Below are 18,402 nucleotides of genomic sequence, written 5' to 3' on the forward strand. Positions count from 1 at the left end.
CATCACAAATTGTGGTGGACTTTTTATTTTTCTGATAAAATGTTTCCGTATTTTTGTACCATGATTAAAAACGATACTATTATTGCTTTAGCAACACCAGCTGGAGTTGGTGCAATTGCTGTAATTCGTCTTTCAGGAGAAGATGCAATTACAATTGTAGATGCTTTTTTTAAATCGATAAAAAAAGATAAATCAATAAAAACGCAAAAAACACACACCAGTCATTTAGGGCATATTGTTGATAAAGGAATAATTTTAGATGAAGTATTAGTTTCGGTTTTTAAAAATCCAAATTCTTACACAGGCGAAAATGTGGTGGAAATTTCTTGTCATGGTTCTAGCTTTATACAGCAAGAAATACTACAATTATTTCTACAAAATGGTTGTAGAATGGCAGATAATGGCGAATTTACAATGCGTGCTTTTTTAAATGGTAAAATGGATTTAAGCCAAGCAGAAGCTGTTGCAGATGTTATTGCTGCTAATTCTGCTGCAAGTCATCAAATGGCAATTCAGCAAATGCGTGGAGGAATTACCAACGAATTAAAAGAATTACGTGTTCAATTGTTAGATTTTGCTGCTTTAATTGAGTTAGAATTAGATTTTTCTGGTGAAGATGTAGAGTTTGCAGACAGAACAAAATTTAAAGAATTAGTTTCAAAGATTACTTTTGTTTTAAAACGATTGATAGATTCTTTTGCATTTGGAAATGCCATGAAAAATGGAATTCCTGTTGCCATTATTGGCGAACCAAATGTGGGAAAATCAACACTTTTAAATGCGCTTTTAAATGAAGAAAAAGCCATCGTTTCTGATATTGCAGGAACAACAAGAGATGCTATTGAAGATGATTTAATTATTGAAGGTGTTGCTTTTAGGTTTATTGACACAGCAGGAATTAGAGAAACCAAAGACATTATAGAAAGTATTGGTATTAAAAAAGCCTATGAAAAAGCAGATAATGCCCAATTGATTATATTTTTAATAGATTCCAATAAATTCTCTTATGCTAAAGAAGAATTTTTAGAAGAAATTGAAACCATAAAAACACGTTTTCCAAACAAACGTTTATTAGTAATCGCTAATAAAATTGATACTTTATCTTGTCATGATTCTTCAATATTACAATCAGAAATAGAAAATTTAATTTTATTATCAGCAAAAAATAAAACAGGAATTGAAGAGCTAAAGAACGAATTAACTTCTTTGGTAAATATTGGTGCTTTGAGTAATAATGAAACAATTGTAACAAATTCGCGTCATTTTGAAGCTTTAAATAATGCTTTAATAGCAATTACTTCTGTACAACAAGGAATTGATCTAGAAATTGGTACTGATTTATTTTCTATTGATATTAGAGAATGTTTACGTCATTTAGGTGCCATTACTGGAGATTATGATGTGGATAAAGATATTTTAGGACACATTTTTGGAAACTTTTGTATTGGAAAATAATAAGATGAAATGTCCTTGTAATCCTTCAAAATTATATATTGATTGTTGTAAAAAAGCACATCAAAATATACTTTCTGTAACTACACCAGAAGAATTAATGCGCTCCAGATATAGTGCTTTTGTAATGGCTAATATTAACTATTTACAAGAAAGTCATCATAGTTCCACAAGACCTTCTGAAACTGAAAAAAAAGAAATATTAACTTGGACAAAATCTGTAGAATGGGTAAAATTAACTGTTATAAAATCGACAGAAAACACAGTTGAATTTAAAGCTTTTTTTTACGAAAATAACTCTTTAAACACAATCCATGAAAAGTCTAGTTTTGTAAAAGAAAATAATCATTGGGTGTATAAAGATGGTTTATAAATTTTAAAGAATAGCATAATTATATCTTCTTAAAAATATTATTTGATTTTTATTTCTTTTAATAAAAATGAAATTGAAAACGGATATTTTTGATAAAACAAGTTAATTGATACCTTATCAATTTAAAAAAAAGATTAAACTTATTTTATTTTTTTTGAGTGAAAAATATAAATTATTTCATACTATTTTTCAACTTCTTCTTCATCCTCTTCATTATAAAGCAAAGGATGATTTGCATTTAACCCAATGATGGTAATAAGGTTTGTAACTGCATTATATAACATTAAAATTACGGTAATCATCATACCACTAATTATAGATGTTGATGCCAATGTTGTCCAATAAATTTTATTATACCAAGAAATAGGTACGTTATTAGCTTCTAAAATAGGAATGTTAAAAAATTGAAATATAATTAATGCAGCAATAAATAAGATAACATCGAATTTTGCAATATTTAAAATTTGATAATAATGTTTTTTCTTTAAATTATTATCAGAGCCAAAACTAACACTTAATAATGTTAATAATAAAGCTAAAATAGTAGCAGATGCTAACACGATTGTATTACACAAAATAGTAAGTCCAGATAAAGATACTTTTAATAAGTTTTTAGCTTCATAGCCAGAAATATTTCCTAAAAGAAATATGCCCATTCCTGTAAATAACGTTGCTAAAGTGCCCCCATAAATGGCATTCTTATTATTTTTAAAAAATTTAAGCATTATATATCTTTACTTACGTCTGTTAATATTTGGAGTGAAATTTCTTTATCTTCTTTATTATGAATAACAGAAACATCTCCAGTACTTTCAAAAACTGCAGCTTTCACTTCATTAAAATCATGCACATTTGCTTCTCTTAACTTCGCAATTAAATCATCTTCACCCACATTACATTTTTTTAATTTATCATATAAAATTTTACCATTCCACATAATAATCTGTGGTTTGTTTGTAAAGAGTTCTTTAAATATATCTACTTTTCTTACTAAGAAAGAAAACAAAGTTTGAAAACCGATAATTGAAACCAATACAACTGCTCCTTTTAATAAAGAATAATCTGTATTTAAAATAACGGATGCCAAAACAGAACCGACAGCAATTGTAGAGGCAAAATCGAAACTAGACATTTTTGCAAATGTTCTTAATCCGAAAACTCTTGTAATTGCAATTATTATAGAAAACACACCTAATACAGATACTACTAACCAAAAAATTTCTTGTAAAGTCATAATTATTGTTTTTTCAAATTTATTGCAAACACAAAGAATTTATTAATCCGTTTCAAATAATTGATAACTGTTTTGGTATAAATAATACAACTATATAGCTATTTAATACCATTGTAAATTATTTATCTACAGCAATAACTATTGCTCCATAACCATCAATAGAAAAAGATAAGGTATGCTCAAAATTATCGTAATTCTCATCTTTTAAAATTGATAAATTAGTCTCGATTGTTTCAAAATCTTCAGAATCATAACCTTGCCAAGTACTGTTAAAAATTGTTTTTAAATTTTCATGTTTTTGGCTTCCTATTTTATAATCTTTATAAACGTTAGATGAGAAATTTAAAATAACAAGTGTCGGTTTATCTTTTAAATCTTTATGAGTTCTTGTATATGCTAAAATTTTAGATTCGTGGTTACAGTGTACAATCTCAATTTCATGTCCTGTTAAACCATAAGTTTCAAATTCCTTTGGATTACTTCTAAATTTAATTAAATCTCTATATAGTTTTGTAATCCCCTTAAATTGAGAAAAACGAGACCAATCTAATTCTTCATCATCTATAAAATATTCATCCTCTAAAAATTCTTGTCCTTGAAAAATCATAGGAATTCCTGGAGCTGTTAATGTTAAAACAGCTCCTAAAATAGATCGTTTTTTAGCAAATTTACTATCTGCTTCTCCTGGTTGAATTTCTTCTGGAATTCTAGCTTTTCCATTAGCAACTTCATCATGAGATTCTGTAAAGATGGTTCTTTGAAAAGCATCATCATTATATAAGTTTAAAAGGGCACTTTTAATATCATTCAAATCTCTACTTTCATCATCTACAGCAGTTAAAACTCTTTTTATTGGGTGCACAAATTCTCCATCCCATTGTGAATCGAAATGCAAAGCTTTATCTCCATATTTTGAGGTTACATTATGATCTCCTTTTAAGTCTTCTGCAATTAAAATTTTACTTGGAAATTTTTCATGAACCTCAGTATTTATTTCTTGCATTAATAAAGTGCCTTCTGCAATTTCCTTTTTTTTATAGCCAATGCCACCTGCTTCATCTCTAATATAAGAAGTTGCATCCCATCGTAAACCATCGCATTTGTATGCATCCAACCACATCATGGCATTATCTCTAATATACCTTCTTACTTCTACTCTACCATAATCTGGTCTTGTATCTCCCCAAGGAGTGTCTGATTTGTAATCGTTATAAAAATAAATTCCACCTTTATCATTTTCGCTCCAACCATCAAACTGCCATAAATCTAAATCTGATGGTCCAAAATGATTATACACAACATCATTTATAACAGCTATTCCTAACAAATGAGCTTCATCTATAAATTTTGCAAAACCTTTTGGTCCTCCATAATCTGTTTCTACTGCAAAAGGAGCTGCTGGATTATATCCCCAAGAAATATCGCCTGCAAATTCTGTAATTGGTAATACTTCAATACAATTAATTCCTAAAGCTTTTAAGTAAGGTAAACGTTTTATAGCATCGTAAAAAGTACCAACAGAATCTTTATTTTCACCTCTAAAAAATGTTCCAATATGCAATTCATAAACGACTAATTTGTTCCAATCTGGCATTTTAAAATCTGTACATTTCCAATCGAAATTTAAGTCACAAATTATAGAATTGCCATTACTATTCGTCATTTCTGTGGCATAAGGATCGTTTCTTAAAAAAGAATTTCCTTGATAAGTAATATTAAATTTATATTCATCTCTTTCTTTGGCTTGACCCACAGCACAAGCCCAATACCCATTTTCTTCTTGTTCTAAACAATTTTCTTCTACATTCCAATCATTAAAATCTCCAACAACAGAAACAGCTTCAGCATTTGGTGCCCAAACTCTAAACGTTACTCCTTTTTTATCAGCATGTAAAATTGCACCCATTCCACTTTCTAAAGTCATTTCTATATTTTTAGTTGATTTCATCAGTATTGATATTTTTTATCAAAATTAATTATTGAAAAAATCTTTTTTTAACTCAAAGAAAATTCAGTTTAACCCTATTCAGTTTTAATTTTTTAAGTAGTTTTTTAAATTTTATATTGCTCCAAAATTATATTGATGACTAAAAATAATTATGAAATTGTTGGAAATGGAAAGAAAAAAATTGTGTTTATACATTATTTTGGAGGTGATGCTGGCAGTTGGAAATGGCTCGCAAAAAGATTAGTAAAATCGCACACATGTATTTTGTTAAATTTACCCGGTTTTAATGAAACTGAACTAAATTTTGAGCCTTCAATCTATGAGTATGCAATTTTTGTAAACAAGCAAATTGAAGCTTTAAAACTTAAAGATTACACTTTATGTGGTCATTCCATGGGTGGAAAAATAGCTTTATATGCAGCTTTAATGAACGAAGTTAACAAACCGAAAAAAATAATTTTAGTGGCACCTTCTCCACCAACTACAGAAAACATGGCTGATGATGAGAAAAAAAGAATGCTACATCACCCAAATAAAGAAGAAGCTATACAAACTGTAAAAAACGGAATTGTAAAGAAATTACGAAGAGGAAAATTTGAGTATGCTGTAAACTCTCAATTGAGAATTAATATAAAAGCTTGGAATTGGTGGATAAATGAAGGAATGAATCATGATATTTCTATGGGAATAAAAAACTTAGAAATTCCGACATTTGTTATCTGTTCAAAAAATGACCCTGTAATTTCTATGGATGCTATTTACAATGAAGTAATGCCTTATTTAAATAAAGGAACTCTTATTGTATTTAACAGAATTGGGCATTTAATACCTTTAGAAGCAACAAGAAAATTAGCAAGACACATCAAAAAAATTAGTAAATTTAAGTATGATATTTCTACAGAATAATTTTGAATTCCACTTCTAATTACAACTTAAATATCTAAAAAAGAAAAAGTCATTTGCTACAAACAAATGACTTTTTCTTTTCTCTATTTTCTAAGAAATTTATCAATTTTAAAAAGCAGACTCTACTGCTCCACCATCAATTCTAATATTTGCTCCATTGATGTAACTAGCATGCTCTGAACATAAAAAAGCAACTGTAGAAGCTACTTCTTCTGGCCTACCTCTTCTTTGCATAGCAATATGTGGTCTGTTTTCTTTCACAAATTGTTTTGCAGCTTCCTCTTCAGATACGTTTCTTTTTTCTGCTTCTTCTTCCATCATTGCATCTGTCATTGGAGTTTCTATAAATGCTGGTGAAATAACATTAAACAAAATATTTTCTTTTGAATACGATCTTGATAAACATTTTGATAAGTTTATAATGGCAGCTTTACAAGCATTATATGGACTTTCCTCTACATAAGGTTGAAAAGCATTTTCAGAGGCAACCATAATCATTCGTCCCCATTTTAGATTTTGCATTTGAGGTACAAAAGCTCTAGCAACTCTAACTGCTCCCATTAAATCAACATCAATTGTTTTCATCCAATCTTCATCTGTTAATTCTAAAAAATCTCCAGCAGCTCCTCTAGCTCCTGCTGCATGAAAAATTATATGTGCACCTCCAAATTCTTTTTCAACCTTATCTGCTAATGCCAAAACTTGTTTGTTTTTAGAAACATCTGCTGCAATACCCATTACTTTAGCTCCAAACTGGCAATCTTTTTCTACCTGTTTTACAGCTGTATCTAGTTCTTTTCCTCCACTTTCATCAGACAAAACAATATTTACACCTTCTCTTGCTAAAAACTTTGCAGTTTCTAATCCCATTCCAGAATCTCCTCCTGTAATTAATGCTGTTTTTCCTTTAATTTTTAAATCCATTTTTTAATTTTTATTCATTAATATTTTAATTGACTTAGATTTAAATGATGTAAAACATAAATCTTTAAAAAAAAACAATCGTTTTAAATCTGATAATCTTAAGTCATTTTTTTATCCATTGGTAGAAAAACCAGGATAACAAGTCATTCCACCATCTACAAACAAAGTAGTTCCATTTACGTAATCAGATTCGTCTGAAGCCAACCAAACAGCAGCTTGTGCCATATCTTGTGGCTCTCCAACCCTTTTTTGTGGAATTAATTTCAGCATTTTTTTTAAACCTTCTTTATTACCCCAAACATCTTTGTTGATAGACGTTTTTGTAGCTCCTGGTGCCAAACTATTGCAACGAATTCCTAAAGGTGCATATTGCTGACAAATGCTTTCCATCAACATTAATAAACCACCTTTTGACGCTGCATAATTTGCATGACCAGCCCAAGGAATTACTTCATGAACGGAACTTATATGAATAATTTTACCTATTGATTTTGAGACCTCTTTTCTTAAACCTCTTTTCAAAAATTCGTTTAAAGCTTCTTTTGCACATAAAAACTGACCTGTTAAATTGACGTCAATTACTTTTTTCCATGCATCTAATGGCATTTCATGCAATAAATAATCTTTTTGAATACCTGCGTTTGCTACACAAATATCTACTGTACCAAATTCTTTTATTGATTTTTTAAATACGTTTTTTACATCAGTTTCTTTGCTAACATCTCCTTTTAAAACCAATACTTTTATTTCTTTATATTTCTCTTCCAATAAATGCGCAGTTTCTTCTGCTTCATCTTTACTGCTATGATAGTTAATAGTTACATTTGCGCCTTCTTTTGCAAATTCCATAGCAATTGCTTTTCCAATTCCTTTGCTAGAACCTGTAATTATGGCACTTTGATTCTGTAATCTTTTACTTGTTTGCATGCTTTTTTGTTTACTTCCAAAATTAGAAGTAAATAAAAAAAAGTCTTAGCTTGATGAGTTTAAAAGTTAACACAATTCGTTTTTGAAAAAATCTTGAATATGTTATTAGATATGAAAAGTGTTTTGTATTATTAAAATTAAATTTTCGTTTATGATGATAAAAGATATTCTTGGCAACTACTCCATTATTGGCACAAACCAAAATGAGTCTGATGAAACATACAATGGCACGCTTTCTTTAAGTTTAGATGAAAAGAATAGAATTATTGCAAAATGGCTCATCAACAAAAGTCAAGAACAATTTGGTGTTGGTTTTTTTAAGGAAAATATTTTAGTCATCAACTTTAATTATGTTGGTGATGAAAACAATACTTATTTTGGCACAGTAGTTTACAAATGTTTTACCAAAGATATTTTAGAGGGTTTTTGGAGCGAAGAATATGGAAATCCGCAGTTTTTAGGAAGCGAAAATTGTTTTAGAATAAAAGATAAGAAAGAATTGCCTAGTTAAAACACTCAAGGTTTACGCACCAACTATTTTAAACTTATATGATTTGTAAATTAAAATTGTTGCTGCAACTACAACTGATTTTATGGTTACAGAGTTCGGATTACTTTTTTAATTGTTCTTTTTAAAAAATACATTATATAAAATAAAAGACTAAAGAATTAACCTTAGCCTTTTGTTTTAGAGGGTTTTAGGGGTTCACGCTACTAATCTGGGGAATCTCAGGGAATAATATTTTTATTTATATATTAATATTTTTTTTATCATCAATAACGATATAACTATCTGTGGATAAATCGCATTTAGATGTACTAATAGAAAATTTATCAATACTAGTAGTAAAAGGTTTATAAGCTGGAAAAGGATAAGATTCTGGTAATGAAATATAAATCATTCCCAATGTTTCAATTGAAACGTTATCTTCAGGAGACTCTAAAGACGGAATAGTTTTATTGAAAATATAGTCTCCTAAATATTTGTAAGGTATAGCTTGTAATGAAGTTACAGCTGTTGTTAGTAAAATTAGTAAGATCTTTTTCATGGCTTTTTTTAATGATACCACAAAATTATAAACTAAATTAAGTTCTATTTTTTATTTTCGCTATTTACATTTTATCTATAGATAAAATGTAAATAAGTTTAGACGAGTATTTTAAAGAAGGTCTAAACGTTTCATTAATTCCGGTCTTTTAGATCTACTAACAGGAACTACATCTCTCTTAATCAACACACTATTATCTTCTATATCTATAATTTTTTTAATGTTGATTATGTAAGAACGATGCACTTTTAAAAATAAAGATTCTGGAAGTTTTTCTTCTATCTTTTTAAGTGTAGAGTGTACTGTGTAGTTTTTGTCTTCCGTTTTTATATTGATATAATCTCCTTTTGCTTCTATTAGATAAATAGATGGTAAATCGATTTTAATAAGACGTCTATCAATATTTACATAAAAATCGTTTTCACTATCTTTAGTTGCTTTTGCAGAAGATGACACATTAGTTAATGTCTTTTTTTGAGCTTTTTCTATCGCTTTTTTAAAACGAGTTAATTCTAAAGGTTTTAATAAATAATCTATAATAAAATCATATTCAAAAGCTTCTATAGCAAATTGAGGATCTGATGTAGTTAAAATAATTTTTGGAGGATCTTTTAGCGTTTTTATAAAATCTAATCCGTTAAAATCTGGCATGTGTATGTCTAAAAAAATTAAATCTACACTATTCTCATTTAAAAATTTTATTGCCTGAATTGCACTAGTAAATTCTTCTACAACTATTAAATCTGAAACTTGATTGCAAAGCGTTCTTGTAATAACTCTTGCCATTTTTTCATCATCTATAATAATACATTTCATAGGATAATTTATTTAGTTATCTAAAATACTACTTTTGAAGAGAAGCTTTAGTAAAATTTTTATTTTTTTAGATAAATTTATAAAAGATTCTTTTTAATGGTAAAATAAAAGGTAGTTCCTTTATTTAGTTCAGATTCTAACCATATTTCTCCTTTATAAATATCCACAATTTTTTTTACAATAGACAACCCTATTCCTGTAGAGTTTTTTGTTACTTTTAAAGATTGAAAAATTTTAAATATTTTATCATAATATTTTTTTTCAATTCCAATGCCATTATCACTTACCGAAAATTTGTAAAAGGAATTTTGATTTTCAACATCAATATTAATTACACCTTTTTCTTTATCATTAAACTTTATAGCATTACCAATTAAATTTTGAAAAATTTGCTGATATTTAATTTTATCTCCTTGTACAATTGGTAGTTTATTTAAAATATTAATGGTAATATTCTCTGGTATGTATAAAATATGATTTAAATTTTTAACCAAAAGATCTAAATCTACTTCTTCAATTTCTTTTGATACTGGGTCTAAACTAGAGTATCTTAAAATATCTGAAATTAGAGCTTCCATAGTTTCTAAAGTAAATTCTATGGCATCAAAATTCTGTAAACTTATAGCATCAAATTTATCATGATTATCAATTTTAATCCATGTTGTTAAAGCTGCAATACTTCTTAAGGGCGATTTTAAATCGTGAGATACAATGTGTGCATACTCATTTAACTCTTCATTTCTTTTAGCTAATTTGGCTAAAAGTTCTTTATTTTTTAATTGTACTTTTTTAATTTCTCTTAAATTGATAGCACTTTTTAGTTGTACAGCTACTAAACTTGCAATGTTTTCAAGAGTTTTTATGTGTTTTTTTGTAAAATAATTTTTATGTTTATAACCTGATTCTATCACTGCAATTACTTCTCCATCACTAATAATTGGCACTGTTATTTCAGACAATCTGAAATCATCATTTAACATATGCCTATTGTCTTTACTTATATGATTTACAACTTCAGACTTACCTGATTTTGCAACTTTGCCAATAATTCCCTCATCTAATGGGAAGCTTATTTTATGATGAGCTTCTTTGCTATTACCTGCATTACTACTAAATCTTGCAATTTGATCTAAAACATTTTTTTCTTTATTTAATAGGTAAACTACACAATAATCAGTTTCTAAATAATTTGCAATTGTTTTAGATATTTCTGTAGCAATTTCAAATATATCCTCTTTTCCTAAAATAGATTTCGCAGTTTTATTTATTAAATCTAATATTCGTTTTTTTTCTATTTCTTGAGTAACATCTTTAACAATACCTTGTGCTGCTGCAGGTTTATTAAATTTATCATATATAATACTCGCGTTAACATTTACCCATTTAACTTCGTTATTTTTAGTAATAATTCTAGATGCATAATCTAAAAAATGCCCATTGTTTATAAGCTCTTTAAAGGATGAATATGCGTAAGAATAGTCTTCTTTAAAAAAGAGTTTTGCAGTATTAAGATTTTCATTTTTTAAATTATACCCAAATAAATCTTGAGCTTTTTTATTCATTTTTAAGACGTTACCTTTTAAATCGATAATAATGTAAGCATCATTTATATTTCTAAAAATACCTTTTAGTAGAGAGGTTTTCTCTTTTAAAAGGTTTTCAAGATTTTCATTATTTTTTTTTAATTCTTGAGAAGTATTATATAACTCTAAAGACTTGTGTTCAAGTATTTTTTCTGCTTCTTTTCGAGCTTTTTTTTGATGCTCTAAAGCTCTTTTTAATATCTCCGTTTTATTTTGATTCATAAATTTTTGTTGATAATAAATCTTACTTCTGTGCCATCTTCTATAATTTTCTCTATTGTAATGAAAGCCTTAGTATTAAAAACGTTTAAACGTTTTATTTAATAAATCAAGACCAAAATGCTGCTTCATTGCTTTATTAGTTTGATAAATTAATATTAACGAATTATCATATTTTTCATCTATTAAAAAGTTGATAATTCAGCTTCTGGATATATTTTTTTTTAACCTCTACATGAATATGATTTTCAATAGATGATATCATTTCTATTGGATCTTTATACGTTGCCAAAAGATCTGGATAACTTGTTCCAATTACGCTAAAAAAATTCTTCTAAAATTCGAATATAAGAAAAGTAAAATTAAATTTTAAATTCTAATGATTTTTATCATTTGTTAAAAAAGTATGTAGCTTTAGTTCACAGGGTTTAATTTATAGTTAAAAGGATTTTAACTAACGTATTTTAAACTGTTTTAATTTACAGCAGAAATCTATTGCTTTAATGGCAAACTGCATTGTTTGTAACCATATCTAAAACAGGAACTGGAGAAATATAAGGTATGCCCAAACCTAAACCTCTAACAATAAAAAGAACACCGATAAAAACAACCATAATAGGAATTGCTTTTTGAATATTTTTCCTAAAGTTGCCTTTGGTGAAATTTCCTAAATACACAAAAGCGGTCATTAAAGGAATTGTACCTAAGCCAAATAGAAACATATACAAACTACCTGTAAAAGCGTTTGAAGTTGCTAAGGCTCCAAAAACAGCCATATAAACTAAGCCACAAGGTAAAAATCCGTTTAAAAAACCGATGGTAAAAAAAGTATCATTTCCTTTCTTTTTTAATTCTTTACCCAAAGAATTTTTTATTTTTAAAACAAGTGTGCTTATTTTTTTTGATAAAGATAATTTTTGTAAAATCTTTGGAAATACTATAGTTATGATCATTAAAACTCCAACAATAATTGAGAGTTGTTGCTGAAAACCAAAGAAATAAAAACCTCTTCCTAAAAAACCAAATAATAATCCTATTAAACTGTACGTAAATAGTCTCCCTAAATGATAACTTAAAATTTGGAAAAAACCTTTTGTTTTATTTGCTCTATCAATTGGCAACATAAAAGCAATAGGTCCACACATGCCAATGCAATGAAAACTACCTAATAAACCGAATATGATTGCTGATAAGAGCATATTTTAGATATAAATAACAGTAATTAAATATGAAACCTAAAGCACAATTAGTGCAATTTGTGGCTGATTCTTTTTGAAAAAAAAGTGCTTAATAAACTAATTCTTTTTTAAATAAATAGTCCGTATTTTTGTGTTTCCAAGAAATTTTAATGTTCCAACGACCATTTAATAAACGTTGTTCAGGCACGAGCAAATATGTATCAGAAGTTGAAATAGGAATTTCAAAATCTAATTGTTTATTAGATGGTCTATATAGGAACACTTTTCCTTCAATTTTTTCATTATTAAATTTAGTAGGAAACTTAATTTTTAAACCTTCACTACTTTTTTGAAGCGTTATTTTTTCCTCTAAATTTCTTAAATTTTTCTCAGCATTAATTTCTTGTTGATATTCCAATTCTTGCTGATAATATTGTTCTGTAACCAAATCATGACTAAAATTATTATCTGTACTCATGGTAATTACTAAGTACAAAATAAAAGACATAAAAGCCACAATTGCAATTACAATACCTGTTCCCCAACCTATTTTCATAATTTCTTAATTTTAATCTTTTCGAAATAAAAAGCAAATTTTTAATTAATAATCGATAATTAAATTAGCAGATTACATAATTCATTTTTCTTCTTACTTCCTACTTCCTTCTTCAAACTCCCAACTTCCCACTCTCTATCTATAACTTCTAGGTCCTAAAAAATTAGTCTTTGTGGTTTCAATTAATTTATTGTCACTAAAAACTCCAATTTCAAGATCTATATCATCACCTTTTAAAAGAGCTGCATTTAACTCTATAAATAAAGTACCTTCTGCCAAACCTTGCTTAGGAATTATAAAATTATGGTTCGACACTAATTTAATTTCACCTTTATGAGATATTATTTTATAGCTTACATTTTCAATATCTTTCGTGGTTTTATTTATCACTTTAAAAGTATAAACGTTGCTAATAATATTATTCTCTTTCTGTTGATATAATTGTCCTGGTAACCTTAAAATAGTTGCTTCAACATTATTTCTTAAAAATAACATTCCAACTAAAATTCCTATTAAGATTAATAAAACTGCTGAATATCCTTTTATTCTTGCATTAATTTTAAAAGGTTCTTTTTTTGCAATATTATCTTCACTTGCATATCTAATTAAACCTTTTGGCAAGTTGATACTTTCCATAATATGATCACACTCATCTATACAAGCTGTACAATTTACACACTCTAATTGTGTGCCATTTCTAATATCGATTCCTGTTGGGCAAACTACAACACATTGTTTACAATCAATGCAATCTCCTTTTCCTAAGGCTTCTCTATCTTCGTTTTTCTTGAATTTAGATCTTCCTTCCTCACGTTCACCACGTTTATAATCGTAAGCTACATTAATGGTTTTATTATCTAACAAAACCCCTTGTAATCTTCCATAAGGACAAGCAATGATACATACTTGTTCTCTAAACCAAGCAAATATAAAATAGAATACACTTGTAAAAATTGTTAAGGATATTAGTGTATGAATATTATCTAAAGGATTGCCAGTTATGTATCTTATTACAGTATCTCCACCAATTAAATATGCTAAAAACACGTTTGCGATTATAAATGAAATCACAAAGAAAATAAACCATTTTAGCAGTCGTTTTTTAATTTTGTCTGCATTCCAAGGTTGCTTTTCTAAACGAATTTGTTTTCCTCTATCTCCATCAATCCAGTATTCAATTTTTCTAAAAACCATTTCCAGAAAAATGGTTTGTGGGCAAATCCATCCACAAAAAACACGACCAAAAATTACTGTAAACAGAATGATAAAAACAACACCAACAATCATTGATATGACCAGCAAATAAAAATCTTGTGGCCAGAAAGGAAGTCCGAAAATATTAAATTTTCTTTCTAAAATATTAAAAAGTAAAAACTGATTCCCATTAATTTTTATAAAGGGTGCTGATAATAAAAAAACTAATAAGATATAACTTACATAACTCCTATATTTATAAAACTTACCACTTGGCTTTTTTGGAAACACCCAAGAACGTTTACCTTCTTCATTGATGGTTCCAATACTATCTCTAAATTGTTCGTTCTCGGTATTTTCCATGCTAATTATTAAAAACTAATTTTCTGTATTTTATTAATCTATTAACTTTAAATAATCTTCTTTACTTTCTTATTTAGTTTTCAATGTTTCCTATTGATCCTCTTTTATAATTTCTATTTAATTTTCAATCTCTACTTTTACAGTATTCCCATTAATTTCCTCTTCAGTTTTCTCAATTTCAACTTCTACTTCTTCAACTTTTACAGTTTCATCAACCCAAATTTCTCCTTGAGGTTCTTTTGCTTTTGCAGGTGTTGTACCTCCAAGAGAAATAACATAACTAGATACTTTTGCAATATCTTCTGGTTTTAAAGTTTTGTTCCAAGCAATCATACCTTTTCCATCTCTACCACCATTGTAAACTGTGTTAAAAACGTTTTTAATTCCACCTCCTAAAATCCAATGTTGGTCTGTTAAGTTTGGTCCAATAGAACCTCCTCCATCACCTAAATGACAAGAAGCACAATTTAAATTAAAGACTGCTTTTCCTCTTTTTAAATCTTTTTCATCGGTTAACAGCTCAAGATTTGCAATGTCAAAAACATCTGGTGAAGTTGCTTTATATTTATTGATTTCTATTCTTGCTTCTGCAACAGCCTGTTGATATTCCATTTCTGGAGTTGCACCATCCATAATTTCATAACGGATTAAATACACAACAGCAAATAAAATAGTTGCATAAAACATATACACCCACCAAGGAGGAAGCGAATTATCTAATTCTCTAATTCCATCATAATTATGATCTAAAACAATATCTTCTTCTTCATCAATAGATTTAGATCTTGTAAATTTCACCAATAACTTCTTTATCCAAAGGTTTGGATCTTCAGGTATAATTCCTGCTTTTTCATTTTCTATTTCAGTTATTTTTGATGTTGCTATAAAACTTACAACTTCCTTTAAAACAATAACCGCTATAAAACCAATTAATGCAAACCAAACTAAAGGGTTTTCATAAATACTTAAAGGATTTTGATACGACTTAAAAGCATTTACAAGTGCAAAAAATGTTATTAGTATAAATAGTATATAAACTATAGATTGAATCTTTTTTTTCATGATAATGCTGTTTTTATTGATCTAAAGGAATATTACTAACCTTATTGATGTACTCTTTCTTTGCTGTAAACACCCACCAAAATAAGGCTACAAAAAAAGTAAAGAATATAAGGAGTGATATTAATGGATATATTTCTATACCAGTAATTGTTTCTAAATGGCCTTTTATAAATTTAAACATACTCTTAGTTTTTAGTAATTTTTTGTTCGTCTTTAACTTTAATATCTGTCCCTAATCTTTGTATATAGGCAATAATTGCGACAACTTCTCTATCCTTCATTTCCACAAAGTCTTGTCCGTTTTCTTTAGCATATTTTTTATCAGCCTCATAACTTTCAGCAAAATCTGGATCTTGATATAAATTCTCTTCGATTTGTTTTCCTTGAGCATCCATTAAAGCTTGTGCATTTGCAATTTCTTCATCAGAATAAGGAACACCTAAAGAAACCATTGCTTCCATTTTAGTTACAGTATTCGATTTATCTAGCTTACTTCTAATTAACCATTTATAAGATGGCATTATAGAACCTGGAGAGATGCTTTGTGGATCATAAAAATGATTTAAATGCCAACTATCAGAATATTTTGATCCAATTCTATGTAAATCTGGTCCTGTACGTTTACTTCCCCATAAAAATGGATGATCATACACAAATTCTCCTGCTTTAGAGTATTCTCCATAACGTTCTACTTCACTCCTAAAAGGTCTTACCATTTGTGAATGACAACCTACACAACCTTCTCTAATATATAAATCACGTCCTTCTAATTCTAAAGGTGTATAAGGTTTTACACTACTTATAGTTGGGATGTTAGATTTTACTAACAACGTTGGTACAATTTGAATAATACCTCCAATTAAAATGGCAATTGTTGCAAAAATTGTTAATTTGATAGGTTTTCTTTCTAACCAAGTATGGTAACCTTCACCTTTTCTTCTGTGTTTAGAAATTTTTGTTAAAGCTGTAGCTTCTGCTAACTCATCTTCTACTCCACTTCCTTGTTTTACGGTTCTTACAACATTGTACAACATTACAATAGCTCCAATTATAAACATGGTTCCACCAATAGCGCGCATCCAATACATAGGAATAATTTCGTTTACTGTTTCTAAGAAATTACCATACGTTAAAGATCCATCAGGATTAAATTGTTTCCACATTGATGCTTGCACAAAACCTGCCACATACATTGGTAAAGCATATAATATAATTCCTAAAGTTCCAATCCAAAAATGGAAATTAGCTAATGATTTAGAGTATAAAGTAGTTTTAAACATTCTTGGAATCATCCAATATAGCATACCAAATGTGAAGAAACCATTCCAAGCTAATGCACCAACATGAACGTGAGCAATAATCCAATCACTAAAGTGAGCAATTGCATTTACGTTTTTAAGTGATAACATGGGTCCTTCAAAAGTTGCCATTCCATAACCAGTAATTGCAACTACCATAAATTTTAAAACAGGATCTGTTCTTACTTTATCCCAAGCACCTCTTAAAGTTAAAAGTCCATTGATCATACCACCCCAAGATGGTGCTAATAACATAATAGAAAATGCAACTCCTAAATTTTGAGCCCAGTTTGGCAAAGAAGTGTATAATAAATGGTGAGGTCCTGCCCAGATATAAATAAAGATTAAAGACCAAAAATGCACAATTGATAATCTATAAGAATATACAGGTCTGTTTGCTGCTTTAGGAACAAAATAATACATCAATCCTAAAAACGGTGTTGTTAAGAAAAACGCTACTGCATTGTGTCCATACCACCATTGCACAAGTGCATCTTGCACACCTGCATATACTGAGTAACTTTTTAAGAAACCAACAGGCAATGCTAAACTGTTAAAAATATGTAGAACTGCAACTGTTACAAAAGTTCCTAAATAGAACCAAATTGCTACGTATAAATGACGTTGTCTTCTCTGTAAGATTGTCCAAATCATGTTTACACCAAATGCAACCCAAACCAAAGCAATCATAATATCTATAGGCCATTCTAATTCTGCATATTCTTTTGATGATGTATACCCTAAAGGAAGTGTAATTGCTGCTGCAACAATAATTGCTTGCCAACCCCAAAAGTTAAAATTACTTAAAAAGTTACTTGCCATTCTTGCTTTTAGCAATCGTTGCAAAGAATAATAAACCCCAGCGTAAATTGCATTACCAACAAAGGCGAAAATTACAGCATTGGTATGTAAAGGTCTTAAACGTCCAAAACTTAACCACGAAATTCCGTCAGTTACATTTGGGAATAAAAACATAAATGCCAAAAGCAAACCAACACTAAAACCAACTATCCCCCAAATTAGGGTAGCATAAATAAACTTCTTGACTATTTTATTGTCATAATAAAACTGTTGCATCTCCATAATTAAAATCTAAATTTTACTTGTTTTTTTTATCTTCTTTTACGAGTTCATCATCAAACAGCATTCTAACTGAAGGCGTGTATGAATCATCATACTGCCCTTTTTTTACTGAATAAATAAATGCAATAAAGAATACAATTGCCACTAGAATACTTAGTGTTAGTAGTAGGTATATTACGCTCATATCTTGCCTGATAATTTGATACATCAAAAATAATAAGCATCTAATTCTTAAAA

19 protein-coding genes are annotated in these 18,402 nt (G+C 28.5%); 4 read left to right on the forward strand and 15 right to left on the reverse strand.

Going from position 1 to position 18,402, the window contains the following annotated elements; genetic code table 11:
* Positions 1-60 precede the first annotated feature (60 nt).
* Entirely contained in the window at positions 61-1,455 is a 1,395-nt protein-coding gene (gene mnmE, locus LPB03_RS03420) for a tRNA uridine-5-carboxymethylaminomethyl(34) synthesis GTPase MnmE (protein ID WP_065319267.1), read from the forward strand.
* Between the two features lie 4 nt (positions 1,456-1,459).
* On the forward strand, positions 1,460-1,825 hold the full coding sequence (locus LPB03_RS03425; RefSeq protein ID WP_065319266.1) for a YchJ family protein: 366 nt from the start codon (positions 1,460-1,462) through the stop codon (positions 1,823-1,825).
* Between the two features lie 182 nt (positions 1,826-2,007).
* Here the strand turns inward: LPB03_RS03425 and LPB03_RS03430 are convergent, their stop codons facing one another.
* From LPB03_RS03430 to LPB03_RS03440, 3 genes are all read right to left on the reverse strand, one after another.
* A complete protein-coding gene (locus LPB03_RS03430) occupies positions 2,008-2,550 on the reverse strand; it encodes a hypothetical protein (protein ID WP_065319265.1) in 543 nt (180 codons plus the stop codon).
* Positions 2,550-3,059 (reverse strand): DUF421 domain-containing protein, encoded by a 510-nt coding sequence (locus tag LPB03_RS03435; protein ID WP_065319264.1) that lies wholly within the window; start codon positions 3,057-3,059, stop codon positions 2,550-2,552. The genes LPB03_RS03430 and LPB03_RS03435 overlap by 1 nt, the downstream gene beginning before the upstream one ends.
* 118 nt (positions 3,060-3,177) lie before the next feature.
* Positions 3,178-5,007 carry an alpha-amylase family glycosyl hydrolase gene (locus LPB03_RS03440; RefSeq protein WP_083187158.1) on the reverse strand — a complete coding sequence of 610 codons (1,830 nt, stop codon included), beginning with the start codon at positions 5,005-5,007 and terminating at the stop codon, positions 3,178-3,180.
* 135 nt (positions 5,008-5,142) lie between these two features.
* Between LPB03_RS03440 and LPB03_RS03445 the strand changes: the two genes are divergently transcribed.
* Positions 5,143-5,913 (forward strand): alpha/beta fold hydrolase, encoded by a 771-nt coding sequence (locus tag LPB03_RS03445; RefSeq protein WP_065319262.1) that lies wholly within the window; start codon positions 5,143-5,145, stop codon positions 5,911-5,913.
* 108 nt (positions 5,914-6,021) lie between these two features.
* Here LPB03_RS03445 and LPB03_RS03450 read toward each other — a convergent pair whose 3' ends face one another.
* Both LPB03_RS03450 and LPB03_RS03455 read right to left on the reverse strand, forming a co-directional pair.
* Positions 6,022-6,837, reverse strand: a complete 816-nt coding sequence (locus LPB03_RS03450; protein ID WP_065319261.1) for an SDR family NAD(P)-dependent oxidoreductase — start codon at positions 6,835-6,837, stop codon at positions 6,022-6,024.
* 111 nt (positions 6,838-6,948) lie between these two features.
* Positions 6,949-7,764, reverse strand: a complete 816-nt coding sequence (locus LPB03_RS03455) for an SDR family oxidoreductase (RefSeq protein ID WP_065319260.1) — start codon at positions 7,762-7,764, stop codon at positions 6,949-6,951.
* Between the two features lie 151 nt (positions 7,765-7,915).
* On the opposite strand from LPB03_RS03455, the gene LPB03_RS03460 reads away from it, so the two are divergent.
* Positions 7,916-8,275: a hypothetical protein gene (locus tag LPB03_RS03460; protein WP_065319259.1), complete on the forward strand. Its 360-nt coding sequence runs from the start codon at positions 7,916-7,918 to the stop codon at positions 8,273-8,275.
* Positions 8,276-8,513: 238 nt separating this feature from the next.
* On the opposite strand, the gene LPB03_RS03465 is transcribed toward LPB03_RS03460, so the two are convergent.
* From LPB03_RS03465 to ccoS, 10 genes are all read right to left on the reverse strand, one after another.
* Complete coding sequence (locus tag LPB03_RS03465) at positions 8,514-8,813, reverse strand: hypothetical protein (protein WP_065319258.1); 300 nt, start codon at positions 8,811-8,813, stop codon at positions 8,514-8,516.
* A 111-nt stretch (positions 8,814-8,924) separates the two neighbouring features.
* Positions 8,925-9,629, reverse strand: a complete 705-nt coding sequence (locus LPB03_RS03470; RefSeq protein WP_065319257.1) for a LytR/AlgR family response regulator transcription factor — start codon at positions 9,627-9,629, stop codon at positions 8,925-8,927.
* A 77-nt stretch (positions 9,630-9,706) separates the two neighbouring features.
* Complete coding sequence (locus tag LPB03_RS03475; RefSeq protein ID WP_065319256.1) at positions 9,707-11,434, reverse strand: ATP-binding protein; 1,728 nt, start codon at positions 11,432-11,434, stop codon at positions 9,707-9,709.
* 497 nt (positions 11,435-11,931) lie between these two features.
* Positions 11,932-12,630, reverse strand: coding sequence for a sulfite exporter TauE/SafE family protein (locus tag LPB03_RS03480; RefSeq protein WP_065319255.1), 699 nt, complete (start codon positions 12,628-12,630; stop codon positions 11,932-11,934).
* Positions 12,631-12,718: 88 nt separating this feature from the next.
* On the reverse strand, positions 12,719-13,165 hold the full coding sequence (locus tag LPB03_RS03485; RefSeq protein ID WP_065319254.1) for a FixH family protein: 447 nt from the start codon (positions 13,163-13,165) through the stop codon (positions 12,719-12,721).
* 135 nt (positions 13,166-13,300) lie between these two features.
* Positions 13,301-14,722 carry a cytochrome c oxidase accessory protein CcoG gene (gene ccoG, locus LPB03_RS03490; protein WP_065319253.1) on the reverse strand — a complete coding sequence of 474 codons (1,422 nt, stop codon included), beginning with the start codon at positions 14,720-14,722 and terminating at the stop codon, positions 13,301-13,303.
* Between the two features lie 117 nt (positions 14,723-14,839).
* Positions 14,840-15,784: a cbb3-type cytochrome c oxidase N-terminal domain-containing protein gene (locus LPB03_RS03495; RefSeq protein WP_065319252.1), complete on the reverse strand. Its 945-nt coding sequence runs from the start codon at positions 15,782-15,784 to the stop codon at positions 14,840-14,842.
* A gap of 13 nt (positions 15,785-15,797) precedes the next feature.
* A complete protein-coding gene (locus tag LPB03_RS16495; protein WP_026777565.1) occupies positions 15,798-15,965 on the reverse strand; it encodes a cytochrome c oxidase subunit IV in 168 nt (55 codons plus the stop codon).
* 4 nt (positions 15,966-15,969) lie between these two features.
* Entirely contained in the window at positions 15,970-18,165 is a 2,196-nt protein-coding gene (gene ccoN / locus LPB03_RS03500; RefSeq protein WP_065319251.1) for a cytochrome-c oxidase, cbb3-type subunit I, read from the reverse strand.
* A 16-nt stretch (positions 18,166-18,181) separates the two neighbouring features.
* Entirely contained in the window at positions 18,182-18,349 is a 168-nt protein-coding gene (gene ccoS, locus LPB03_RS03505) for a cbb3-type cytochrome oxidase assembly protein CcoS (protein WP_065319396.1), read from the reverse strand.
* Positions 18,350-18,402 lie beyond the last annotated feature (53 nt).

Source organism: Polaribacter vadi, from assembly GCF_001761365.1.
In the GTDB taxonomy this organism is placed as follows: domain Bacteria; phylum Bacteroidota; class Bacteroidia; order Flavobacteriales; family Flavobacteriaceae; genus Polaribacter; species Polaribacter vadi.